Origin of the sequence: Pseudomonas sp. DNDY-54 (genome assembly GCF_019880365.1) — a bacterium.
Taxonomy (GTDB): Bacteria; Pseudomonadota; Gammaproteobacteria; order Pseudomonadales; family Pseudomonadaceae; genus Stutzerimonas; species Stutzerimonas stutzeri_P.
Map to the genome: position 1 here is coordinate 893520 of NZ_CP082271.1, position 25413 is coordinate 918932.

Annotated in this window: 13 protein-coding genes and 1 other RNA gene; 6 read left to right on the forward strand and 8 right to left on the reverse strand. The window is 57.3% G+C overall.

The features are described 5' to 3' along the window. Window positions 1-327: 327 nt before the first annotated feature. From K4O48_RS04295 to K4O48_RS04320, 6 genes are all read left to right on the forward strand, one after another. A complete protein-coding gene (locus tag K4O48_RS04295; RefSeq protein ID WP_222910848.1) occupies window positions 328-2244 on the forward strand; it encodes a type I restriction-modification system subunit M in 1917 nt (638 codons plus the stop codon). Continuing rightward, window positions 2234-3547: a restriction endonuclease subunit S gene (locus K4O48_RS04300; protein WP_222910849.1), complete on the forward strand. Its 1314-nt coding sequence runs from the start codon at window positions 2234-2236 to the stop codon at window positions 3545-3547. The genes K4O48_RS04295 and K4O48_RS04300 overlap by 11 nt, the downstream gene beginning before the upstream one ends. Before the next feature lie 1040 nt (window positions 3548-4587). Then, on the forward strand, window positions 4588-6444 hold the full coding sequence (locus tag K4O48_RS04305) for an AAA family ATPase (RefSeq protein WP_409518937.1): 1857 nt from the start codon (window positions 4588-4590) through the stop codon (window positions 6442-6444). 6 nt (window positions 6445-6450) lie between these two features. After that, on the forward strand, window positions 6451-7752 hold the full coding sequence (locus tag K4O48_RS04310; RefSeq protein ID WP_222910850.1) for an McrC family protein: 1302 nt from the start codon (window positions 6451-6453) through the stop codon (window positions 7750-7752). Window positions 7753-7780: 28 nt separating this feature from the next. Next, window positions 7781-12553: a DUF3320 domain-containing protein gene (locus K4O48_RS04315; RefSeq protein WP_222910851.1), complete on the forward strand. Its 4773-nt coding sequence runs from the start codon at window positions 7781-7783 to the stop codon at window positions 12551-12553. Between the two features lie 101 nt (window positions 12554-12654). Further along, complete coding sequence (locus tag K4O48_RS04320; RefSeq protein WP_222910852.1) at window positions 12655-15774, forward strand: type I restriction endonuclease subunit R; 3120 nt, start codon at window positions 12655-12657, stop codon at window positions 15772-15774. Between the two features lie 1146 nt (window positions 15775-16920). On the opposite strand, the gene K4O48_RS04325 is transcribed toward K4O48_RS04320, so the two are convergent. The 8 genes from K4O48_RS04325 to lldD form a co-directional block, all read right to left on the reverse strand. Next, complete coding sequence (locus K4O48_RS04325) at window positions 16921-17604, reverse strand: hypothetical protein (RefSeq protein ID WP_222910853.1); 684 nt, start codon at window positions 17602-17604, stop codon at window positions 16921-16923. Between the two features lie 36 nt (window positions 17605-17640). Next, complete coding sequence (locus K4O48_RS04330) at window positions 17641-17865, reverse strand: helix-turn-helix transcriptional regulator (RefSeq protein ID WP_014819208.1); 225 nt, start codon at window positions 17863-17865, stop codon at window positions 17641-17643. 88 nt (window positions 17866-17953) lie between these two features. Further along, complete coding sequence (locus K4O48_RS04335) at window positions 17954-18703, reverse strand: hypothetical protein (RefSeq protein ID WP_222910854.1); 750 nt, start codon at window positions 18701-18703, stop codon at window positions 17954-17956. 90 nt (window positions 18704-18793) lie between these two features. Continuing rightward, the gene (locus K4O48_RS04340) at window positions 18794-20032 is read right to left on the reverse strand and encodes a tyrosine-type recombinase/integrase (RefSeq protein ID WP_222910855.1); all 1239 of its coding nucleotides are present in this window, start codon (window positions 20030-20032) and stop codon (window positions 18794-18796) included. A gap of 166 nt (window positions 20033-20198) precedes the next feature. Further along, window positions 20199-20590, reverse strand: a transfer-messenger RNA (tmRNA) gene (gene ssrA, locus K4O48_RS04345). 147 nt (window positions 20591-20737) lie between these two features. Next, window positions 20738-21046, reverse strand: coding sequence for a hypothetical protein (locus K4O48_RS04350; protein ID WP_222910856.1), 309 nt, complete (start codon window positions 21044-21046; stop codon window positions 20738-20740). Window positions 21047-21212: 166 nt separating this feature from the next. Then, a complete protein-coding gene (locus K4O48_RS04355) occupies window positions 21213-24050 on the reverse strand; it encodes an FAD-binding and (Fe-S)-binding domain-containing protein (protein WP_222910857.1) in 2838 nt (945 codons plus the stop codon). 55 nt (window positions 24051-24105) lie between these two features. After that, window positions 24106-25275, reverse strand: a complete 1170-nt coding sequence (gene lldD / locus K4O48_RS04360) for an FMN-dependent L-lactate dehydrogenase LldD (RefSeq protein ID WP_222910858.1) — start codon at window positions 25273-25275, stop codon at window positions 24106-24108. Between the last annotated feature and the right edge of the window lie 138 nt (window positions 25276-25413).

Sequence of the window (25413 nt, forward strand, 5' to 3'; positions counted from 1 at the left end):
AACGCGCTTTGCGCAGCCCATACAGTCGCTAGCCTAGATCGGGACCTGAAGCGCTGGCCGTGGGTTTTCTGGTCCCTGCGCAGCTTGCGTGGCAGGTAAGCTCGGCAAAGATGGATTGCACCTTTACCCATGCAAAGCCAATGGATAAGGTGGCGGCATCAAAGCACGGCAGGCCTGTAGATCCAGGGATGGCCCTCCGCTCGTACTCGTTCAGCCAGTACAGACTTACACGCCATCCCTTCGCTTACTGCGCATTGTCCGCTCAAAGCCGCGTCACAGTTTATTTACCGGCGCTTCCACTGGATGGAAGCGCACGAGGAGTTACGCATGACAGATTTGGCCACGTTGTCTCAGGCATTGCTTGCGGCCGTTCCCGCCGATGGCAGCAGTATAGGTAACCAAACGCTGCTTTCGCGTCTGCAGGGCCAGTTCGCCGGATTGAGTGAGGAACAGTTCCGCGCCGCTCGTGATGAGCTGATCGAAAAGGGTGTGTTACTCAAAGGTCGCGGGCGCGGCGGTTCCGTATCCCGCGCTTCGGTCACTGGCATCAGCCTGGCGGACCAGGCTCTAAACAACGCGCGTGAACGCCGCGAGCCGGGCGTCGCGGAGGTGTCGGCCAGCTATCTGGTGCAAGCGGCAACCAACGCCAAGCCGGCCAAACTGCAGCCCGCCACCAGCCTGGCGATGATGGAAAAGACCCTCTGGGCCACCGCCGACAAGCTGCGCGCCAACATGGACGCCGCCGAGTACAAGCACATTGTGCTCGGGCTGATCTTCCTCAAATACATCTCCGACAGCTTCGCCGGCCGCCGCGCCGAGCTGGAGCGCAAGCTGCTGGATGAAAGCGACGACTACTACCTGGGCGATGACGACCCCGAGCTGCTCAACGCCGAGCTGGAAGACCGCGACTACTACCGCGAGGTCAACGTGTTCTGGGTGCCGGAAGTGGCGCGTTGGGAATCGATCCGTGCGAGTGCCAAGCAGGTGGATATCGGCAAGCGCATCGACGACGCCCTGGCCGCCATCGAGGCGGAAAACCCCAAGCTGAAAAACATCCTCGACAAGCGCTACGCCCGCGCCCAGTTGCCGGACGGCAAGCTCGGCGAGCTGGTGGACCTGATCTCCACCATCGGTTTCGGCGATGACGTAAGCCGCGCCCGCGACCTGCTCGGTCAGGTCTACGAATACTTCCTCGGCCAGTTCGCCAGCGCCGAAGGCAAGAAGGGCGGCCAGTTCTACACCCCGGCCAGCATCGTCAAGACCCTGGTGGCGGTGCTCAACCCGCACCACGGCAAGGTCTACGACCCCTGCTGCGGCAGTGGCGGCATGTTCGTGCAGTCGGAGAAATTCATCGAAGCCCACGGCGGCAAGCTGGGCGACGTGTCCATCTACGGCCAGGAATCCAACCCCACCACCTGGCGCCTGGCGGCGATGAACCTGGCCATTCGCGGCATCGACTTCAATCTGGGCAAAGAGCCGGCGGATACCTTTATCCGCAACCAACACTCAGATCTGCGCGCCGATTTCGTCCTGGCCAACCCGCCGTTCAATATCAGCGACTGGTGGCACGGCAGCCTGGAAGGCGACCCGCGCTGGGTCTATGGCACCCCGCCACAGGGCAACGCCAACTACGCCTGGCTGCAACATATGCTCTACCACCTGAAACCCAGCGGCCGCGCCGGCATCGTCCTGGCCAACGGCTCGATGAGCTCCAGCCAGAACAGCGAAGGCGATATCCGCAAGGCCATGGTCGAGGCCGATGTGGTGGAAGTGATGGTCGCGCTGCCCGGCCAGCTGTTTTTTAACACGCAGATTCCCGCCTGCCTGTGGTTCCTCGCTAAACACAAAACCGCCCGCCCCGGGGAAGTGCTGTTTATCGATGCGCGCAAACTCGGCACCAGCGTCAGCCGCGTGCAGATCGAACTGACCGATGCCGATATCGAACGCATCGCGCAAACCGTCGCCAACTGGCGCGGCGAGCCGCTGGATGTCGGTGGTGAGATTGCCGAATACCAGGACATCGCCGGCTTCTGCCGCAGCGTAAAACTCGCGGAAATCGCCGAGCACGGCCACGTGCTCACACCGGGCCGCTATGTCGGTGCCGAAGAGGTGGAAGACGACGACGAAGCCTTTGCCGAGAAGATGCAGCGGCTGACCCGGCAGCTTGGCGAGCAGATGCAGAAGGGTGCGGAACTCGATCAGTTGATCCGGCAGAAGCTGGGGGGGCTGGGGTATGAGTTCTGAGTGGATTACAGTTCAGGAACTCCTTGACTGCGGCGATCTAGAACTTGTTCAAGATGGCAATCACGGTGGAAGCTACCCAAAGGTTGATGAGTTTATTTTAGCGGGGGTGCCGCTTATTACAGGGGCCTGCTTGCAGAATGGCTCAATTGACTATTCATATGCAGGCTATGTTAGCGAGGAAAGAGCATCGAAGTTGCGTGTTGGCTTTGCCAGGGCAGGTGATGTTTTGCTTACGCATAAGGGTACTATGGGCAAAACCGCATTGGTGCCGAGGTCCTGTTATCCAGTCACGATTCTTAATCCTCAGATAACTCTTTATAGGGTTGCTAAAGATGGGCGTCTCAACGCTAGATTTCTGAAGTTCTTTTTTGACTCGCAGATTTTTCAGAATTACTTGGTGCAAATATCAGCTACTTCAACTATCAATACTTTGCCTATAAAAGAGCAAAAAAAGCTTGAAATACCCTTGCCCTCTCGGAAGTCGCAACAGCTGATAGTAAATGTGCTCGGCGCTCTCGACGACCGCATCACCCTGCTACGCGAAACCAACGCCACCCTGGAAGCCATCGCCCAGGCGCTGTTCAAATCCTGGTTCGTCGATTTCGACCCCGTGCGCGCCAAGGCCGAAGGCCGCCAGCCGGAAGGCATGGACGCCTCCACCGCCGCCCTGTTCCCCGATAGCTTCAAAGAGTCCGAGTTGGGGTTGCTACCAAGGGGATGGCAATGGAGCGGCTTGGATAATATCGCCGATGTAACCATGGGTTTATCTCCGAAAGGAGATAGTTACAACTCGGATGGAGTTGGTACTCCGTTGATTAACGGACCAGTTGAGTTCGGTGATTATTTTCCGGTTCAGACTAAGTGGACCAACATGGCAAGCAGGGTTTCGGCTTTTGGCGATTTGATTTTCTGCGTGCGCGGATCAACCACTGGGCGTCGAGTTGTTGCTGATGGTGAGTACTGCATTGGTCGCGGCGTTTGTGCCATCCGCTCTCGCTACGAAGCTCCAGGATTCATCTATCAAACGATCAATTTCGGGTTGGATAGGCTTCTGGCCAAAACCACCGGGTCTGTTTTTCCAAGCTTGAGTGGCCCGGATATAAAGAATTTTAGGGTTCTAAATCCGTCACCAGAACTCATGGGTGCATATGAGAGAATAACAAAGTCACTATTGGGTAGAATCCAAAGCAACCAAGCCCAAGCTCAAACCCTGACTCAACTCCGCGACACCCTCTTACCCCGCCTGATCTCCGGCCAGCTGCGCCTGCCGGATGCCGAACAGCTGACCGAGGAAGCCTGCTGATGTCAGATATGAACATGGAAGCTCAACAACAATGGGCAGACTTCCTAAAAGAGTGGCCGCTAGAGCGACTTAAGACGATGTCGCTCGAGGAGTACTACGGGACAGACGATAGCTTTTACAGTTGGATCGTCAGGCGTACTGACAAAGTTGGGGAGTATCTGGAAGGGCCATTTTCGTCGGGCATCCGTCTGCGTGCCGCCAATGGCACCATTAGCAACATGACTGGGGTGTTGAGCGATGAGCGCTACGTCTGGTACCGCATTCTTGGCGTGACCCGGGATGAGGCGTTCACTACGCTCCGTCAGGAGTTGGTTGTGGCAGCAGAAGCTGCACGCAGCGGCGATCTCTCACCCATCGACAACCTGAAGAATTGCCCTGGTGCGCTGTGCTGGAAGGTTGCCTTTCTTTATCAGGATCCAACGGCTCCCTGCGTACTACCCGTTTTTCCAAGGAAGTACATACGCGCAGCCGGTGCTCACTTGCGCCTGACCAAGCCGGCCGCTATTCACAAGGAACTGCTTGCAGAGCGTGGCGAACGCGAGCTGTTCACTTATGCCGCCGAACTGCTGGCTTCCGCAAAGTTGCGGCGGAACGGGAGAGCCAAGGTGCAGGAAACCCTAGCTCGTTTCGAGCGCGATCCCAGGCTCGCCAAGGCATTACGCACTCACGAAGACCGCGAGCTGTTTGCTCGTTTCGCCGAGGCAATCCACGACCATGGCCTGGACTGGTGGACGGTTCGTCTCACGCAATCCGGTTCGATTCGCTGCGGACGCAATAACAGCCCTGAGAACGGCACCGCCTCTGTGGCGGCCGAGCTGGATCCGCAACAGAGCGGGTTGCGAGTTCGATGGAACAAGCGCATCGCAGAAGGCAATGAGTGGCAACCGCTGGAGGAAGCTCTTGTCGAGCAGGTTGAGGAGGAGGAGTTCGCTGCTGAGTTTCGTGCCGCGGAGCAAGTAGATCGCTCCGGGCGGTGGCCTACAGACTACGTGTTAGATCAGGCAGAAGAGACCGGGCGAGCCGTAGCTCCGCTGATCGAAATCGATGCGTCACCGTTAAACCAAATCCTCTTTGGCCCGCCGGGCACCGGTAAAACGCACGCCACGGTCGACCATGCATTAGCCATTCTCGATCCTCAGTTGCTGAGCGCTTGTAAGGACGATGCTGAAACTGGTCGTAAACGACTAAAGAGCCGCTTTGACGAGCTAGTGCTGCAAGAGCGCATCCGTTTCGTTACGTTCCATCAAAGCTTCAGCTATGAGGATTTCGTCGAGGGGCTGCGGGCCGAGAGCGACGGTGATAGCGGGCAGTTGCGTTACGAAGTGGTCGATGGTGTTTTCAAAAGCCTTTGCGAAGCAGCGGCCGCCAAGGTCACTAAGCAGGCGGAAGCGCCGTTAGATCTCGGTAAGCGCAGAATTTGGAAGATGTCTTTGGGTAATACCCTTGGCAGCGACGCCGGGGTATACGAAGAGTGCGTTCAGGGTGGCTATGTGCTGCTGGGCTACGGTGGCGGCATCGACTTCAGCGGCTGTAGCAGCCGTGGCGATGTGCAGCAACGCTTCGTGGATGCTGGCGTAACCCTGGATGGCCCTAGCGATTACAGCGTCACCAGCGTTACAGCCTTTGTTACCAAGATGAAGCCGGGCGATCTGGTGGTGGTAAGCGATGGCAACTTTAAGTTCCGCGCTATTGGCGAAGTCGCTGGCGACTATGCCTTCAAAGTCCATCCCGAGTACGACCCGCATTATTCGCAAATGCGGCCGGTGAAATGGCTGCGCCAATACAGTCCGTCCTTGCCCCATAGTGAGTTGCTGAACGGTCAGTTCAGCCAGATGACGCTATATGAGTTGCGCAGCCCGACGCTGAACCGCGAGAAATTACAGGGGCTGTTGAGCACGCCTGCTTTGGCTAGTGTGTTCGTTCCCGGCCAGACTTTCGGCCGTGACTATCAGGTGACCCGCGCAACTTCAGAACTTTTGGAGTTGAAAAAGCCCAATGGCAACGTTTTGGGCTTTGCCATGAGCCTGATTAACGAGCTGGCTGAGGCTGTGCGTTCGGAAAAGATTGCGCTGCAGGATATTCGCGACAAAACAGCCATCGAGAAGCTACCTGGCTCGACGTTGGAGCCATATCTGGTCAATGGATACAACAGCATCTTGGCGGTATTGGTTGGCCATCTTACAAGTACGGAAACGCACAAGCCTGCCACCGCGGCTGAAGCAAATGCACGTGTGTTGATCATCGACGAAATCAACCGCGGCAATATCTCGCGCATTTTTGGCGAGCTCATCACGCTAATCGAGCCATCCAAGCGAGCTGGTGCTGACGAGGCTTTGTCGGTAGTGCTGCCTTATTCCAAGCAATCGTTCAGCGTGCCGCAGAACGTTTACCTGATCGGCACCATGAACACCGCCGACCGTTCCCTTGCGGGATTGGACATCGCCCTACGTAGGCGCTTCGTCTTCCGAGAAATGCCGGCCAGGCCCGAATTGTTGACTGACGTGCAAGTCGACAACGTAAACATTGGCGAGCTGCTACGGGCTATGAACCAACGCATCGAGGTGCTGCTCGATCGCGACCATTGCCTTGGCCACGCTTACTTTATGCCGCTTAGAAGCGATAAATCGGTTGGGCGGCTGGCTGCTATCTTTCGCAATCAGATACTGCCATTGCTGCAGGAGTACTTTTTCGAGGATTGGGAACGCATCCGCTGGGTATTGAACGATCAACGCGCACATATCGCCAATACCGAGCCTTTTGTGCAACGGCCGCAAAGCGAGCTGAATCTACAGAAACTGTTCGGCGATGATGTGGTGGGCAAGGTCAATGACCAGCGTTGGGAATTGAACGATGCTGCGTTCGGCTCCATCGACAGCTATCGCAATATCCTGGGCTGAAACGACGTGAGCCACGAGCTGATCACAGTTCGCGAATACGCTCAGCTGACCACCAGGTCGGTCGAGCCGTCGCTGGATATAGCGCAGGTTTCTGCCAGTGCTTTTGACTGGCTCTGCGAATTAAGCGCCAGCTTCAACCGCAGCGGCGCTGCGCTGCTGCAGGTGGAAGGGCGGCAGTCGTTGAAGTGGGACAGTTACGTCGGTGTGCTGGAAACGCCTTGCGGCACGCGCCTGGAAATCTTGCCTAAGCACGTTGAACAAGACGATTGCGTCAAGCAGAGCCGTGCTTTGCTGCGCAAGATGATCCAGGCAGCGCTGTCATTGAAGCCTCGGCAGGTTTCGGTGACGGGGCTGGAGTTGTTTGACGCACCGCTCACCGAGTGGGTGATGGAGCAGTTCCTGGGCGAGCTGGATCTGCTGGCCAAACGCGGCGTGCGTTTCGACTACCAGCGCGTCGAAGAAGAGCAGCGGTTTCTGCGCGGCCAACTCAATGTGGTCGCGCAGATGCGACAACCGCCAGGCCGCCAGCATCACTTCCAGATCCGCCATGACGTGTTTCTGCCCAATCGTGCGGAGAACCGCTTGCTAAAGCTGGCGCTGGAGCATGTGGCAAAGACGACTCAGGACGCGGCCAACTGGCGTTTAGCCAATGAGCTGCGCTCGCTACTGGCCGAGGTGCCCAGCAGCCGCCATGTGGAGGCAGACCTGCGTGCATGGAGCCGCGATCGTTTGATGGCCCACTACCAGGCCGTGAAGCCATGGTGCGAGCTGATCCTCAACCAGCAGATGCCAATCGCCGTCGCAGGACAAGCCCAGGGTATGAGCATGTTGTTTCCCATGGAGCGGTTGTTCGAACGCTATGTGGAGAATTGGCTGCGACAGAAGCTTCTGCCTGGTGCCTCCCTCACGGCTCAAGCTGCTAGAGAGTATTTATGCAGTCATGGAAAAGGGCACATGTTTAGGCTGGAGCCGGACATGTTGGTTGAGCAAGGCGCTATGGCTTGGGTGCTTGATACAAAGTGGAAGCGCTTGAATACTGCAGCGCGAGAAAAGAATTACAACATCAGCCAAAGCGATTTTTATCAGCTTTTCGCCTACGGTAAGAAGTACTTGTCAGCAATGGTTCAAGCCGAGATGGTATTGGTCTACCCGCGGCACAGTACATTTGAGTTCCCCCTAGATTCGTTCGTGTTAGATGGCGACTTGCGTCTTTGGGTTTTGCCGTTTGATTTGAGTGCGGACTGCTTAGTGGGCGCGGATAACACCTCCCTGCCTTTGAACAGCGTTTCATTAGCTCGCGCTAGCTAAGCGCATTTTCAGGAATCGAAAAGACTTTATGAGCACAGGGATCAGCCAGAAGCTACAGAGCAGCCGTAAAGAGTTGCTGGACATCGGGCTTCGCAACAACATGCTCAACTTCCGAAAGACAGCCAAGACCCTCATGGTGGTAGATGAGCTGTCCGAGGAGGTATTCAACATCCTCTATCGCCAAGAAAAAGCCATGACGTTCGCGCCGATGGCGCGCAAGAAGCTGGCCGAGCTGGCAAAAGCAGGCAAGCCAGCTGAGGTTGAGGATGAAGTTGCCAGCGACGAGCAGTTGCTGCATGAGCTAGATAGCCTGGACTGGTCTAGTGTCGCTGGCGAGGCTGATGAAGACGAGACTGGCAAGGCCCGTCGCCATCTGGACACTCGTTTGCAAACTGCGGTCGAAGACGAGCGCCTATTTCTTCAGTTGTTGAGGATGCACACCGAGGCCAAAGGCTTTATTGAAGAGCAGGGTGTGAACACGCTGTTCCTAGCCCTAGGCTTTCTGCATTGGTACGAGGCGGACAGCTCCGAGAACCTTCGCAAGGCTCCCTTGCTGCTGCTGCCGGTCAGCTTAGAGCGCAGCGGCGCCAAGGATGCGTTCAAGCTGAAGTACTCAGGTGACGAGCTGATAGCGAATCTTTCGCTGGTTGCCAAGCTCAAGACAGATTTTGGTTTGGATATGACCTCCTGCGCTTTCGACGAGGAAGGTTTCTCGACCGATGAGAGCAGCCTCGGCCGCTTTTATGGCGATGTTGCTGATGTGATCAGCAAGCAGGGGCGCTGGAAGGTCGCGAGCAACGAGATTGCGCTGGGCTTCTTCTCTTTCGGCAAGTTTTTGATGTTCAAGGACCTTGATCCGAAGAGCTGGCCGGAAGACAAACAACCTGATGCCAATGGCGTAATGAAACGCCTGCTTGGCTCAGGATTCGGTGATATGCGGGCGGCGTATCCGGAAGATGTGAATATTGACTCGGTGATCAAACCGGGCGATGTACGATTTGTGAAGGACGCGGATAGCAGCCAGACGGAAGCCATCCTGGAGGTGCGTGACGGTTCCAACCTGGTGATTCAGGGGCCGCCGGGAACGGGTAAGTCGCAGACGATCACCAACATCATCGCGGAATTGATCGGCCAGAAGAAAACGGTGTTGTTCGTTGCCGAGAAAATGGCGGCGCTTGAAGTGGTCAAGCGCCGTCTGGATGAAAGTCATCTGGGCGATGCAGCTCTCGAACTGCATAGCCACAAGTCCACCAAGCAGTCGGTGCTGAAAGAGTTAGGGAGGACGCTGGACCAGGGGCGACCGCTGGCTAAAGACGGTGCGGAAGATCTGGCGAGTTTGAATGAGCTACAAGACGGCCTCAATCAGTACTGTGAAGCTGTTAGTTCTTCGGCAGGTGCGAGCGGTTTGCCTTTTGTTGAGGTGCTTGGTCGTTACCTAAAGCTGAAACGGTCATATACCGGATTGCCGATGATTCCTTTTGCGCCGATGGCAGCCTGGAGCCATACCGAGCAGCAAAAACGGGGTGAGTTGGTCAAAGAGTTGGTTCTGCATCTGGAGGAGATGGGCCGTCCTGACCAGAGTGTTTTCTGGGGAAGTGAGCGGACGTTCTTTTCGCCAATCGAACAGAGCAGTGCTAACGATGCGCTGCAGTTGGCTGGCTCGCATCTCAATGCGCTGCAGTCGGCGGCCGGTGCACTTTCTGAGCGGTTAATGCTGACTCAGCCGGCCACCTTGGCAGATGTGGATGTGGTGTGCCGTGCTGCACGGCGTGCGGCCGAAGCTCCGCGGCTCGAAGGGGTACAGATTTCTACAGGCGAGTGGCAGTCGAGGCGTGATGTCATTCGTGAGCTTTTGGATGCTGGCGAGCGTATGACTGCTTGTCGCTTCAAGCACGAAAAGCAGTTGATCGACGCTGCCTGGGAGCAGGATCTCCTAGAGGTTCGGCAGAGCCTCGTTGCCTACGGCGACAAGTGGTGGAAGGTGTTCTCGGGGCGCTTTCGCGCGGCTCGTGCCCGTCTGCAGGGGCTAGCCCGTGACACATTGCCTAAGACTAGTGCTGGCATGCTGGAGCTAGTTGATTCGGTACTGACCTATCAGCAAAACAAAAAGGTGTATGACCAGCACGAGGCGCTTGGTAGCGCACTTTTTGGTGCCCAGTGGCAACGCCAGAAAACGGATTGGGCGGTGCTTGAGCGCTTGAGCGCTTGGGTGATCAAGCTGCACGACGATCTAGGTAACGGACAAATCCCACAGGGCATCATTGCTTTTTTGGCCGGGCATACTGATGCCAGTGGCTTGGGTGATGCGGTAACCGGAATAGAGCAACATGTCATTGGGCTAGACAAAGCGTTACGCAGTGCCCTTGAGGTCACAGGTATGCAGGCGGAGAACGCCAAGGCTGATGTCAGGAAGCTTGGCTTGGCTGAACTGGGCGTGCGTTTGCAGCAGTGGCAGGAAAGTCTTACCGCGCTTTATCAAATGGCACGATTCAACTTGCTGGCGGAACAGCTCGGCAAGGTCAAATTAGACGACTTGCTGGAGATTGCCATCAGCTGTGATGAGCCTGAAAAGCTCACTGCAATTTTGGACTTCTCTTGGTATTCAGGCTTGGTGCAGCGGGTCTATGCAGAAAAGCCGGCGCTGCAGCAGTTCGATCGCATTAAACATGAGCACCAGATTGCACGCTTCAAATCGCTTGATTTGGCCTCGCTCAATCATGCGCAGACGCACCTTGCCAAGCAGGTCTGGGAGGGAATGCCCAATATCAATCAGCCAGGCGAAATGGCTGTACTGCGTGCCGAGCTGAACAAGAAGCGCCGGCACATTCCGATCCGGCAGCTGATTGAGAAGGCTGGTCGGGCGATCCAACAGATCAAGCCTGTCTTTATGATGAGCCCAATGTCGATCGCAAACTTCCTGCCTCCAGGAAAGGTCGAGTTCGATGTGGTGGTATTCGACGAAGCTTCTCAAGTGAAGGCCGTCGATGCGTTTGGCGCCATCATGCGCGGTAAGCAGGTAGTAGTGGTCGGTGATACGAGGCAGATGCCGCCTACTGACTTCTTCAGCCGCGACGTTGAATTGGATGACGAGGATGCAGCGACGGCTGACATTGAAAGCATCCTGAGTATGTTTAAGGCGGCTGGTAGCCAAGAGAGATACCTTCGTTGGCACTACAGGAGCCGGCATGAGTCGCTGATCGCGGTTTCCAATGTCGAGTTCTATGACAACAAACTGGTTGTGTTCCCCTCCGCGGGCCAGCATCCGCATGCAACTGGAGTGAGTTTTGACTATCTGCCAGATGCGCTGTACGACCGGGGACGCACGCGCACCAACAAAGGGGAGGCTAAGGCCGTTGCGCAAGCGGTCATGCAGCATGCTATTCGAACGCCTGAGCTATCGCTTGGGGTTGCCGCATTCAGTGTGGCGCAGCGCGATCTGATTCAGGTCGAGATCGAATTGCTGCGCAGGCAGACGCCGGAGGCCGAGGCGTTCTTTACAGGGCAGGGCAGTGAGCCTTTCTTCGTCAAAAACCTTGAAAACATTCAGGGTGATGAGCGCGACAAGATCTTTATCAGCATCGGCTATGGGTGTAATGAGTCCGGGCGAATAGCTAAAGAATTTGGCCCGCTGAACCGTGAAGGCGGGCACCGCCGACTAAACGTTCTGATTACTCGTGCCAAATTGGCAATGCGGGTGTTCTGCAACTTCAGAGCTGACGAACTAGAGATCGACGCAGGCGCCGCTCTTGGCGTTAGGGCACTAAAGAACTTTCTCAAATATGCCGAGACGGGTGAGCTTGAGGTAGCTAGAGAGACGGGTAAGGCTGCTGACTCGCCATTTGAGTTGGAGGTGATAGAAGCGCTTCGGGACAGGAACTATGAGGTGGAACCGCAGGTAGGTACCGCTGGGTATTTCATCGACATTGCCGTTAAGGATCCTGAGTATCCGGGGCGCTATGTGCTAGCCATCGAGTGTGATGGCGCTGCATACCATAGCTCTCGATCTGCGCGTGATCGCGATCGCCTACGTCAGGGGGTATTAGAGGGCTTGGGTTGGAACTTCCACCGGATCTGGAGCACGGATTGGTTCCGTAATCCGCAGCAGGAAATCACCCGCGCCGTAGAGGCTATTGAGGCGGCTAGAGCCAAGATTGCCAAGGGCCGACATGCGATCCCTGTGGTGGCGTCAGAACCGAAGCATGAGATTGCCCGAGGAGCTCCCGCTGCGGAGCCGCTGCCTAGTTTAAGCAAACCATATGTAAAGGCTCGCCTGACTCCAGTGGTGCCGCCGACCGAACTACATCAAGCGAAGCCGGAACACTTGATGCAGATGATTAGAACTGTCGTTGAGGTAGAGGCACCAGTTCATATCAGCGACGTCACTCGGAGGCTGATGGAGGCCTTCGGAGTGACTCGCGCCGGCTCCAGGATCACGACCGCGGTAGAAGAGGCCGTCCGTCTTGGTGTGCGGCACAATCTGTTTAACGGCCGGGGTGGCTTTATGTATCCATCCGATTTTCGCCCAGTACCTATCCGCAGCCGTGCTCATTGGGAGGCCGCCGAGCGCAAATTCGAGTGGGTTGCGCCTGAGGAATTGGATGAGGCTTTAGTTGAAACGGTAACTCTCGGTTTTTCAATGAGTCGTGAGGATGCCATTTCTGGGGCATTAGGCCTCCTGGGGTTTGGGCGTGCGACATCTAAGATTGCCGGAATGGTTGAAGAAAGAATTAGCGAGCTGTCCGCGCGTGGGCGGCTGCGAATGGCGGATGGCTTTGTCACCGTTGTAGCTGCATCCGCTTGATCAGGGTGGCGTTGCTGCGGCTGCGAATTGATCAATTCCCTGTCCGATTAGATCGTTAGTGCCTTTGTGAGGTCGCCAGGTAAGGTTTGTTAAGGAAGAAGATGACCGAAGATCAACTGGAACAGGAAACCCTCGGCTGGCTCGAGGAGCTGGGTTATCAGCATCTCTACGGCCCGACCATTGCGCACGATGGGGATAATCCAGAGCGAGAGAACTACCGCGATGTTGTACTGACGATGCGCCTACGTACGGCTATCGCCAGGCTCAATCCGCAAGTCCCGCTCGCCGCGCGTGAAGACGCACTGCGCCAGGTGCTGGAGCTGGGCGTTCCCGTACAGCTATCGGCTAATCGTCTCTTTCATCGTTTGCTCGTGAGCGGCGTGCCAGTTCAATACCAGCGGGACGGCGAAACACGTGGCGACTTCGTCCGGCTGATCGACTGGGCAAGCATCGGCGCTAACGACTGGCTGGCGGTAAACCAGTTCAGCATTCAGGGACCCAAGCGTACCTGCCGGCCGGGCATCATTCTGTTCATCAACGGCTTGCCCTTGGCGCTGCTGGAGCTGAAGAACCCGGCTGATGTAAACGCCGACCTGAGCAAGGCGTTCAATCAGATCCAAACCTACAAAGAGCTGATTCCGGATGTCTTTCATTACAACGAACTCTTGGTGATAACCGATGGCAGCGAGGCCCGCATGGGCTCGCTGTCGGCAGATATTGAGCGCTTCTCGCGCTGGCGCACCATCGACGGCGTCTCGGTCGATCCGCTGGGCGAGTTCAATGAGCTGGAAACCTTGATTCGCGGCGTATTACAGCCGGCCTTGTTGCTCGATTACCTGCGTTACTTCGTTCTGTTTGAGGATGATGGCCGGCTGGTCAAAAAGATTGCCGGTTACCATCAGTTCCACGCGGTACGCGCCGCTATACAGCAGGTGGTGACCGCTTCGCGACCTGGCGGCACGCACAAGGGCGGGGTGGTCTGGCATACGCAGGGCTCGGGCAAGAGCATCACCATGACCTGTTTTGCCGCACGGGTGATGCAGGAGGCGGCAATGGAGAACCCGACCATCGTAGTGATCACCGACCGCAACGATCTCGATGGCCAGTTGTTTGGGGTGTTCTCGCTGTCTCAGGACTTGTTGCGCGAACAGCCGGTGCAGGCCGATACCCGTGGCAACTTGCGCGAGAAGCTGAGCAATCGTCCCAGTGGCGGCATCGTCTTCGCCACAATCCAGAAGTTCATGCCGGGTGAGGATGAGGACAGTTTTCCGGTGCTATCCACTCGATCGAATATCGTTGTGGTCGCCGACGAGGCGCATCGGACACAGTATGGCTTCAGTGCCTCGCTCAAAGCGCCCAGCTTGAAGGTGGCGGAATCGACCGCGCGTTATCAGGTTGGCTATGCCCAGCACCTACGCGATGCATTGCCGAACGCCACGTTCGTAGCTTTTACCGGCACGCCGGTGTCCAGCGAAGACCGCGACACTCGCGCGGTGTTTGGTGACTACATCCACGTCTACGACATGCAGCAGGCCAAGGACGACGGCGCGACGGTCGCGATCTACTACGAGTCGCGCCTGGCCAAATTGTCGCTCAAGGACAGCGAGCTGGCCCATATCGATGAAGAGGTCGATGAACTGGCAGAAGACGAGGAAGAAGATCAGCAATCACGTCTGAAGTCGCGCTGGGCAGCCCTGGAGAAGGTGGTTGGCGCAGAACCCCGCATTAAAAGCGTGGCGGCGGATCTGGTCGAGCACTTCGAGGCTCGGAACCGAGGCATCGTTGGTATGGGGCAATTTCCCGGCAAGGGGATGATCGTCGCCATGAGCCGCGAGATCTGCGTGCATCTGTACAACGAAATCACCGCGCTGCGCCCTGACTGGCACGACGACGATCCGGAAAAGGGTGCGATCAAAGTGGTGATGACCGGCAGTGCCTCGGACAAAGCGCTGCTGCGGCCGCACATCTATCCCAATCAGGTTAAGAAACGACTGGAGAAGCGCTTTAAGGACCCGAAGGACCCTTTACAACTGGTGATCGTGAGGGACATGTGGTTGACCGGGTTCGATGCCCCCTGCGTCCACACGTTGTATGTCGATAAGCCAATGAAAGGCCACAACCTGATGCAGGCGATCGCTCGGGTTAATCGAGTGTTCAAGGACAAGCAGGGCGGATTGGTGGTGGATTACATCGGCATCGCCAACGAGTTGAAGGCGGCGTTGAAGGAATATACCGCTAGCAAGGGCCGTGGGCGGCCGACTGTCGATGCCCATGAAGCCTATGCGGTTCTTGAGGAAAAGCTCGATGTGCTCCGCAGTTTGTTGCATGGCTTCGATTACAGCGAATACCTGACCGGTGGCCACAGGCTGCTCGCCGGTGCGGCGAACCATGTGTTGGGGCTCGAGGATGGCAAGAAGCGCTTCGCGGATACTGCGCTGGCCATGAGCAAGGCTTTCACTCTCTGCTGCACCCTGGATGAAGCTAAGGCAGTACGCGAGGAGGTGGCTTTCATGCAGGCCATCAAGGTGATGCTGACCAAGCGTGAAATCAGCGCGAAGAAACAGACCGACGAAGAGCGCGAGCTGGCTATCCGTCAAATCATCGGAAATGCCGTGGTTTCTGGCGAAGTCGTAGATGTGTTTGAAGCCGTCGGTTTGGATAAGCCAAACATTGGTTTGCTGGATGATGAGTTCCTTGCCGAAGTACGTAACTTGCCCGAGAAGAATCTGGCAGTGGAGCTACTTGAGCGCCTGCTAGAAGGGGAAATTAAGAGCAAGTTCTCTAGTAACCTGGCGCAAGAAAAGAAGTTCTCCGAACTGCTCGATAACGTTATCAAGCGCTATCAGAACCGCTCCATCGAAACTGCTCAGGTAATTGAAGAGCTTATCTCCATGGCCAAGAAGTTTGCTGCCGCCAGCCAACGCGGCGAAAAGCTTGGACTTAATGACGATGAGCTGGCCTTTTACGATGCCCTTGCCAATAACGAAGCCTCAGTGCGTGAACTGGGCGACGAGATCCTCGCCAAGATTGCACATGAGCTAACCGCAGGCTTACGGCAGAACGTGACTGTGGATTGGAGTAACCGCGACAGCGTACGTGCGAAGCTGCGGCTAATGGTCAAGCGCATCCTACGTAAATACAAATATCCGCCGGACCAGCAGGAAGGGGCTGCACAGCTGGTGTTGGAACAGGCTGAGATGCTATGCGCGGGTTGGGCATAGGGCGGGGCAGCTACAAGCGTATAGCGGAAGCCTTCAAGTTTGCGTGCGGGCAAACCGAGCGCGGAGTAGGTAAGGGCAGATGATCCGCTTCGGCTGTCAATAGTGAGTTTCTTGGTTGGCTCTGTCATGGTTGGCGCAGGTATTGGTATCCAGACCGGACCGCCTGCGGCGCACTTCCGTGGATACCTGCTTGGATACCAGTTCGTGGATACCGGAAGCAAACCTGGCGTCGTTGTTCGCCTCGTGCTGGTCGATGCCACGACTGCAAGCCGGGACGGTGCATCTCTTCTGACGTAATGCATACAAAACACAGTGCGCAAAAGGCGTGTTTCCGTGCGTACCACGCTGCGTACCACCCTTTTGCGTACAGGTCGCTGTTGCGCAACGTCACGGAGTCGCTACGGCTCGTGGTGCCGCCCCCTCTCCGGATTAGACTTTGCGAGGCCTGCCAATGGTCCGAGTGGGTTAGGTTGGCTTAATGAATGAAAGCCAAGTGAGTGATGTATCAACTGTCTGTTTCCGTGCGCACCACGCTGCGCACCGCTTTGTTGCGCACCAGCCGTAGACCACGGCAATCACCAATCTGTCGGTAGGCCTTAAAAGATAATCGCTGCAGTTGGGAGGATGGTTTACCCAGAAGGGTGCGCTGTAGTGCGAGCGCATGTTCGAGGGGCGGGGAGAGTTTATTGTTGTAGTGCCGGTACCGTGCCTCATTCCCTTTCTGCTGTAGCGATAACCCGCCTCGCTAACGCCCTGCTACTCGATTGGCAAGCGACACTTCGTCCAAGGTGAGCTGACACATCGGCTACGACATGCCGATCAATACAGCGACTGGTCGGCCTGCATTAAGATGGGAATATTTGGTCGGCATGGGCTTGTCGTTTCGTAAAGGCATAGACAGAGGAGGTCGTGACGGCGCTGGCCGAGACTTAGGCCGACACGGATGAGCTGGATGAAGCGACATAGCTCGAGAGCGATTGTTTTGCGGAGGAGTGACGGTCACGTTAGTTGCCAGTTATCTCCTAGCTGCAGAAATCGACAGTCCACTCATCTACTGTTTGCTCTTGCGGCGGTTTACGTAGGAGGGGGGCTGGGCTAGGTTCCGTATCATCGCTCTTCCTGATTACCGCTTTACCGTAGTAAGGATCACCCGTAGTTGATTTTCGCTGGGAAGCCCCGTAGCTCATGGCCTGTAGCCGAATCCCTATCCGGAATTATTATCGGGCAGTTATCCGGTTCATATCCGGCTGTTGTCCGAGAGTTATCCGGCAAAAATGCTTCCTTCACCAGATCAGCAGAGACGAACAACGGCTTTATTGAACCTTTAACCATTCGGCCGCCGTCACGGTCTTCAGTGAGAATTGCTGTGTACAGCATGCCTTTAAGTTTGCCCATGTAGTCGTGAAACGATGTGAGGCTTTTGGGGATGGCGAGTGCTGTAGATTTCCAAAACTTATAGAATTCACCCCGTTCGGTAACAATGAAGTGCCCCTTCGGTAGTGGTGAACCTGCCTTTCCGCTGTTAGTGGTGCGAATGCGAGTAAGGCCAATGTTGAAAATGGTGTAAGTGCTTTCGTCCGCTATGACCGAGGTGAATTGCAGGGATATCCCTGCATGCTTTGACTTACCGTAATGACCTGTTTTGTAGCTGTGGTATTCGTATGCCTCTATCTCTAGCGCGGTTAGAATCTCGCGCCGGAGAATCAGCGAGTATTTTTTCAGAAAGTCCTGGCACACTTCTTCCCCGTTGGGCTGGCGTACAACGAGCCGGCCAAGCTCGATACTGACTTCGGCTTTGCGGCTAAGCAGCCGGCTAACACGAGAGGTCATAGTTATTCAGGCTCTGATCTGTAGACGCAACGCGGATTACTCCGCATCACGTTCCTTGATCTTGTCAGCGAGCCAGGCGTTCAGCTCGGCGATCACATAGTAGGCGGCAGCCTGACGGGTATCGCTGAATTTGATGGGTTTCGGGAAAGTCGGGTCTTTTTTGCGCAGCTTGTCCAGCCCGGAGCGGGTCTGGCCGATGACCTTGCAGACTTCAGGCTGGGGAATGAGAGCTTGGTCAATCGTGGGGTGGGTAGGGTGCATCTGAGCGCCTCCGTATGGGTTACGGGGCGTACTTTCGGATGACTGACTAGACCCGAATCTACTAGACCGCCAGACCTAATTTCTGGGTCTAGCGCGAAATCCTTTCTTTGCGAAATAGGTTCCACGCACTGATGAATACTTTGGTCTTGTCACTATTCTTCTGCAGAGCACCATGAAAGATTTGACCTGGGGTGGTCATGCCCAACTGCTTAAGCCACTGCCAGCACGCATCTCTAGCTCCAGGTAAACCCGTTTTTTGCTCTGATAACCGACCAGTTGTGTGCTCTTGCTGCTCTCTAAACCACTGACGAATAAATACCAGGCGGTCTTCGGATATAGAGCTTCTCGGCGCAGAAATTTTTTCTGTCTGAACCAGGCTTTGAGCTGCTTTTCCGCCCTGGTCAGGCTTGAGGAACGATGCCAATCTTTTTATATCGCCTGGCCTGAAAAGGAATGGTCTGCCCTCTTGGTTCGTTAGTGTCCAGGAGTGAACGTGTGATTGCTCTAATTCATCTCGTTTCGAAAGTAAGACAGCCATCCCTGTCACGTCGATCCCGCCGCTTCTATGGGGTTCAAAGGCCTCGAAGGCACAGACAGGGGAGTCGACTTGGCAATGCTCTATGCCAATGACCTGCTGCATAACGAATCTAGTTCCAATTCTCGGCGCGATGACGCCTTCGAGCGTAGCGCAGTCGATGTAAACAGGTGTCGAATAACGCTCGCACAACTCCATAAGTGCGCTGCCGGGCAGAGGAATCGGAGCCTCGGTCAGCTGGCATATCCACTGGCATGCCATACCGAGATCTATGTACTCCATGGAGTTGAAAAACCTTTCCATATCTTTGCTCTTCGGGTCTACCTGCTCTGAATACGTTGGCGGACAGGAGTGGGCTGCTTTAAGACACGGCCTAGACCAGCCGCTGAAACGTTACGCTCGCTTGAGCTCCACTACGTTGCCACTAGCTAGCTTGTCCATATGATCGGCATACCATTGCATCATCACCTTGCGCTGTTCCAGATAGGTGCTCTTGTCATAGACGCCGCGGACACCTTCCTTCACGTGGGAGAGCTGGGCCTCGATGTGCTGGGAGTCGAAGCCGTTTTCGTTGAGGATGGTGCTAGCCAGATGGCGAAAGCCATGACCGGTCTGGCGGCCTTCGTAGCCTAGGCGACGTAAAGCCATCAGGAACACGGTATTGCTGCGTGGCTTGGTTGTGTTGCCTCGGCCTGGAAACAGCAGCGAATAGTTGCCGGTGATGTTTTGCAGTTCGCGTAAGAGGGCGACCGCCTGAGTAGGCAGTGGCACTAGATGGTCGCGGCGGCGTTTCATGCGCTCGGCAGGGATCAGCCAGAGGCCCGAGTCAAGGTTGAGTTCCTCCCAGCGCGCCTCACGCAACTCGGATGGTCGGCAGGCGAGCATCGTCAACAATTGCAGGCCTATGCGCACATCGGGTGCATGGGGGTAGGAACGGATGGCCCTGAGCAGGGCGGGCAGTTCCTCAAGGGATACATGGGCAAAGTTCTCCACCGGTTTGGTCAGGAGGAATTTATGCAGCCCTTCGAGCGGGTTGTGTGTCGCTCTGCCAGTGACGCGAGCCAGGTCGTATATCTCCCGGCACATGCCGCGTACACGACTAGTCTGTTCAACGATCCCGCTTTGCTCCATGCCTCGCAGGAACTCCATCCACTCCATTGGCAGGATGCCGGTGTAGGGGCGTTTGCCGAACACGGGGAAGACATGTTTTTCCAAGGCACCGATGGTGCGAACTGCCGTGCCCTCCGTCCAAGTCTTGCACTTGACGGCATACCACTCGCGAGCCAGATGCTCGAAGGTATTGTTGGCCGCTTCGAGCTCAGCTGCCTTTTTGGCACGCTTGGTGGCCATGATGCTGCCATCCTTCGCAGTGTCATCGCGGAGTTCGCGGGCTTTTCGACGAGCCTGTTCACCAGTCAGCTGGTGATCTCCAGTACCGTAGCCACCTAGCCCCAGCCATGACCACTTGCCGTCGGCCTTCTTGTAGCGCAGCTGCCACGATTTCGAGCCGTCCGGCTTTACGCGGAAATACAGCCCGTCGCCATCCAGCTCCCGGTATTCCTTTGCGTCCGGTTCCAGGCTCGCCAGTACGGTATCAGCCAGGGGGCGGCGCTTGATCTGACTACGCTTCATTCCTTGTATCCCCTCGGTTCACTTTCTTGGTGAGGATACACAGAGGGATACACGGCAAGCAAGGTATATGGGAACGCTAGGGAGCGTGCAGAAACAAGAAAGCCCGCACAGGGCGGGCTTTTCAGGGGTGCTTCCAGTCATGTGGGAACATGTGGAAACTTGCATTTGGTGGAGCCGGGGGGATTTGAACCCCCGTCCGCCAGTTCTCCACTGTCGGTACTACATGCTTAGCCGTGTCTATTAAGTTAATCCGCAGCCGCCCGACGGGCAGGGTGCTTTGGACGAGTTGTGTAGGTTTTAGCCGCTTCGTCCACAACGTACTACGCGGCGATCCTGTTCTACGTGACAATCACTTTGGGTTTACAGGCATCCCCTAGTGACCGCTGGAGCCGAAGCTACCAGAAGGACTAGTCGCGCCGCTTACGCAGCGAGAGCGTAGCCCTCGTAGTTTTCGTCATTGGCAACTATAGAAAGTTGCAACAGTGGATTTACGAGTTCTGTTACCAACTCGGCATGCACCTAGAGCTTTGTTACCGGCGTCGAATCCTAATCGGCCCCATGAAGCGTGAAGCAGCCTCATGTGTTGCGCAGTGTACGCCACGGCATCGGCTGCGTCGAATGCTTGATCTGCTAGATAGGGGCAATCCGTCGGGTTTCAAGGGCGAATTGCAAGGCCGACTACTGAACGGCCTTGCCCTGGGGCTGTTAGTTACCGGTGCCCGAGCCTGAACCTGCCGTCCCGCCTGCACCCGAGCTGCCTGGACCTTTCAGTTCCTGCAGGGCTTTGGTGGAGTGGGCGATGCACTCTTCGGTGTTGCCGGCTTGCTGGGCCTGACGAGCCTGGTTGACCAGCTCTTCGATTTCGCTGCGAGCGGGCTCGCCGAGCGTGGCCTGGTTGGTGGTCATGTTGTCATCGATCTCTTGCATGTTGAGCTGGCAAAGATCTTTGTCTGCGGCAAATGCAGCGGGACTGGCAATCAGTGCGGCTGCAGCAAGTAGGGCAAATTTTTTCATGAGATCCTCCAGGGAGTTAACTTCCCGGCGGGCCTGCCTGTTCTGCTATTGCGCGGCGGCGCCGAGGCGAGTCGAGCCCCTCTTTACATTAGTGGGCTCATTACGTCGGACTGCGGCTGCGCTCGAGCGTTTCATCTTTTCTGGGTGGCCGCTTCGCTGCGCTTGCTCAGGCGGGAGCGGCGAGTGCTCTAGCTCGGCTGTTCCGGTTCACCAGATAGATCAGGCCGTGATAGTCGATACCGCCATGCTGTGAGAGGCCAATTTCGCAGGTGCGGCTGGTGGAGATCCCTTCCTCGCATGTCTGGACGGCGTCTTTCAGGCTGCGCAGCGAATGAGCGTTGAGCTCTGGCGTGGTAAAGCCCTTGTCGCCAGCGAACCCGCAGCAATGGATGCCCTCGGGGACCACCACGTTCGTCGCGCTGCGGCGGGCGATGTCGATCAACGCCTGGGCTTCACCGAGGTGCTGGGTGCTGCAGGTCACGTGGACGGCAATCGGCGCGAGCTGCGGCACGAAGTCCAGCTTGTCCAGCAAATGGGTGCGGATGAAGCGCACCGGATCGAATACCTGCAGACGATCATCGGCGAGGTCCTGTACCAGTCTCAAGGTGCAGGGGCTGGTGTCGCAGTAGATGGGGTCGAGTCCGCCGCGGCTGGCTTTTAGCAGGGCGTCGAGTGTTTCCTGACGCTTGCGCTCGGCCTGTTCAGCGTAGCCTTTGGAGGCGAACGGTTGGCCGCAACAGAGGTTGTTCAGGTTGTCCGGGAAGACCACTTGGTAGCCGGCTTTTTCCAACAGCGCACGCGTGGCATCCAGCAACGGTTCTTGTTCCTGATCGCGTGCTGCCGGGCCCATCGCGCGGGAGACACAGGCGGCCAGATAGACCACTCGAGGCTTGTCATTCTCGGCAACGGGTTTAGGTAGGTGCAGGCGCTGCAACGGTTGTGGCATGGCGGACGTCCACTGTGGCACGCGCCCCTTGCTCGCCTTGCTGAAGGCCGCTGAGGCCTTGCTCAGCAAGCGCGTGCCCATCATCAGATGCGCGCCATTGGCCACGTGCAACATGAAGCGCGTGCCCTGCACGGCGGTGCTGAAATGCTCAGTCAGCCAGTTAGCCGCACGGGTATTGTCAGCGTGACGGCCGCGCAGCTTGCGCACCAGGTCGCCGGTGTTGATCCCCACGGGACAGCGCTGGGCACAGAGACCGGTTGCGGCGCACGTCTCGACGCCGTGGTAATCGTAAAGGCGCTCCAGCTCGGCTGTGTCGACGCCTGCGCGCTTTTTTGCCTGGATATCACGCCAGACCACAATGCGCTGGCGTGGTGTCAGTGTCAGCCCATTGGACGGGCAGACCGGCTCGCAAAAACCGCATTCAATGCACTTGTCGACAATCTCATCGGCGGCCGGCATCGGCTTGAGGTGCTTCAGGTGGATCTGCGGATCTTCGCTGAGCACGACGTCCGGATTGAGGATGCCTTGCGGGTCGAGCAGTCGCTTGATCTGCCACATCAGCTGGTAGGCGTCGTGGCCCCACTCGAGCTCGACGAAAGGCGCCATGTTGCGACCGGTGCCGTGCTCGGCCTTCAACGCACCACCGAACTCCACGGCAACCAGCTGGGTGACGTCCTGCATGAAAGCTTCATAGCGGGCGATTTGCTGCGGGTCGTCAAATCCTTGGGTAAAGACAAAGTGCAGGTTGCCTTCCAGTGCATGGCCGAACAGGATCGCCTCGTTGTAGGCGTGCTTTTCGAAGAGCTGGATGAGGCGATTCACGCCGTCGGCGAGCCGTTCAATCGGGAAGGTCACGTCCTCGATGATGACGGTGGTGCCGGTCTGCCGCACTGCGCCTACGGCGGGGAAGGTGTCTTTGCGGATCTTCCACAGCTGGTTGTAGATCACCGGGTCTTCGCTGAAATCGACCTGTTTCTCCACCGGGAAGTGGGCGATGGCCGTCACGATCAGGTTGATCTGCTCATGCAGTAACGACTGGCTGGCCGCACGGGACTCGATCAGCAATGCGCAGGCGTTGGCGGACAGTGCTTTGACCCACTCCGGCATACCCGCTTTATTCTCCACCGAGCGCAGGCTGCGGCGGTCAAGCAGCTCGACGGCGGATACCGGTTGTTGCTTGAGCACCGGGACGGCGAGGCAGCAGGTTTCCACATCCGGAAACACGACGAGCGCGCTGGCCTTGTGCGGGTGGTCCGGCACGGTGTCGTAGGTGACTGCGCTGATGAACCCGAGCGCGCCCTCTGAACCGACCATGAGGTGATTGAGGATGTCGAGCGGTTCGTCGTAATCGACCAGGGCGTTGAGCGAGAACCCGGTGGTGTTCTTCAGGCGATACTTGTGGCGGATCTTGGTAGCCAGCTCGGTGTTTGCGCGAGTCGTTCGGCCGAGTTCGGCTAGCTGCTCCAGCATCGGCCCATGGCTCTGGCGGAAGGCATCGAGACTGGCTGCATCTTCACTGTCAACGACGGTGCCATCGGCCAGCACCAGACGCATCCCAGCAAGCGTCTTGTAACTGTTCTGAGCGGTGCCGCAGCACATACCGCTGGAGTTGTTGGCGACGATGCCGCCGATCTTCGCCGCGTTGATCGACGCCGGGTCCGGGCCGATCTTGCGCTGGAAGGGTGCCAGTACGGCGTTAGCGTTGGCGCCAATGACGCCGGGCTGCAGTCGGATCTGTTCGCCGCCGTTGCGAATCTCACGGCCGTTCCAGTTATCGCCGAGCACGATCAAGACCGAATCGGAGATCGCCTGGCCGGAGAGACTGGTGCCGGCTGCGCGGAAAGTCACTGGGACACGCTGTGCATGGGCCAGTTGCAGCAGTCCCACCACTTCAGTCTCCGACTCGACGCGCACGACCAGTTTGGGAATGAGCCGATAGAAGCTGGCATCGGTGCCAAACGCCAGCGTGGACAGCGGATCGTCGAAGCGACGGCCTGCCGGTATCAACCGTTCGACGGCAGTGAGAAAGTCGTTCGGTAGGGCGGCAGACGCATTCATACGGAGCTCCGAAAAGGAAGCGGGCCGCGTCGGGATGCGCGCGGCCGCGTGAGGCTTACTCGACGTGTTTGGTGGTCTGGTACTGGCCCAGCTCGCGAACCAGCGAGTCGGTGGTGATTTCGCTGATGGACTTGGCACCGGTCAGCACCATCGCCACGCGCATTTCCTTTTCGATGAGGTCGAGCAGGTTGGCGACGCCTGCTTCTCCATCTGCCGCCAGTGCGTAGGCGAAGGCGCGACCAAGCATCACGGTGTCGGCGCCCAGGGCGATCATGCGGACCACGTCCAGTCCGCTGCGAATGCCGGAGTCGGCGAGGATCTTCAGGTCGCCCTTGACCGCGTCGGCAATGGCCGGCATGGCGCGGGCGCTGGACAGCACGCCGTCGAGCTGGCGACCGCCATGGTTGGACACAATGATGCCGTCGGCACCAAAGGTGACGGCGTCACGCGCGTCTTCGGCATCGAGAATGCCCTTGATCACCATCGGGCCGTCCCAGAACTCGCGAATCCACTCCAAATCCTTCCACGAAATCGAAGGGTCGAAGTTAGCTGCGAGCCAGCCGATGTAGTCCTCGAGTCCCGTGGGATTTCCGCGGTACTTGGAGATATTGCCGAGATCGTGCGGCTTACCGTGCAGGCCAACATCCCAGGCCCAGAACGGGTGGGTCATGGCTTGCAGCATGCGGCGCATGTTGGCATTCGGGCCGCTCATGCCCGAATGGGCGTCACGGTAGCGGGCGCCGGGCGTGGGCATGTCGACGGTGAAGACCAGCGTCGTAACACCAGCGGCCTTGGCACGCTCCAAGGCGTTCTTCATGAAGCCGCGGTCTTTCAGCACATAAAGCTGGAACCACATCGGCCGCTTGATTGCAGGCGCGACTTCTTCGATCGGGCAGACCGATACGGTGGACAGCGTGAACGGGATGCCCTTCTTGTCGGCGGCGCGAGCAGCCTGGACTTCACCGCGACGGGCGAGCATGCCGGTCAGGCCGACCGGGGCTAGCGCGACCGGCATCGACAGGGTTTCGCCGAACAGCTGGGTTTCCAGGCTGAGTTCCGACATGTTGCGTAGCACGCGCTGGCGCAGGGCGATGCTGGCGAGGTCGTCAACGTTGCGCCGCAGCGTGTATTCAGCGTAGGCGCCGCCATCAACATAGTGGAACAGGAACGGCGGCAGCTTGCGTTTTGCGGCAGCGCGGTAATCCGTGGAGGCAGAGATAATCATCGTTGTTCTCACCGGTTGAACGAGGTAAGTCTCGGGATGCTTGGTTATCGGTCTGGCTTTGCCCAGCTCCGGCGTTGAAGGTAATGCCTGATGCCCGACGTATTTCCTAACGACCGTGCCCCGAGATCATCGGGGCAC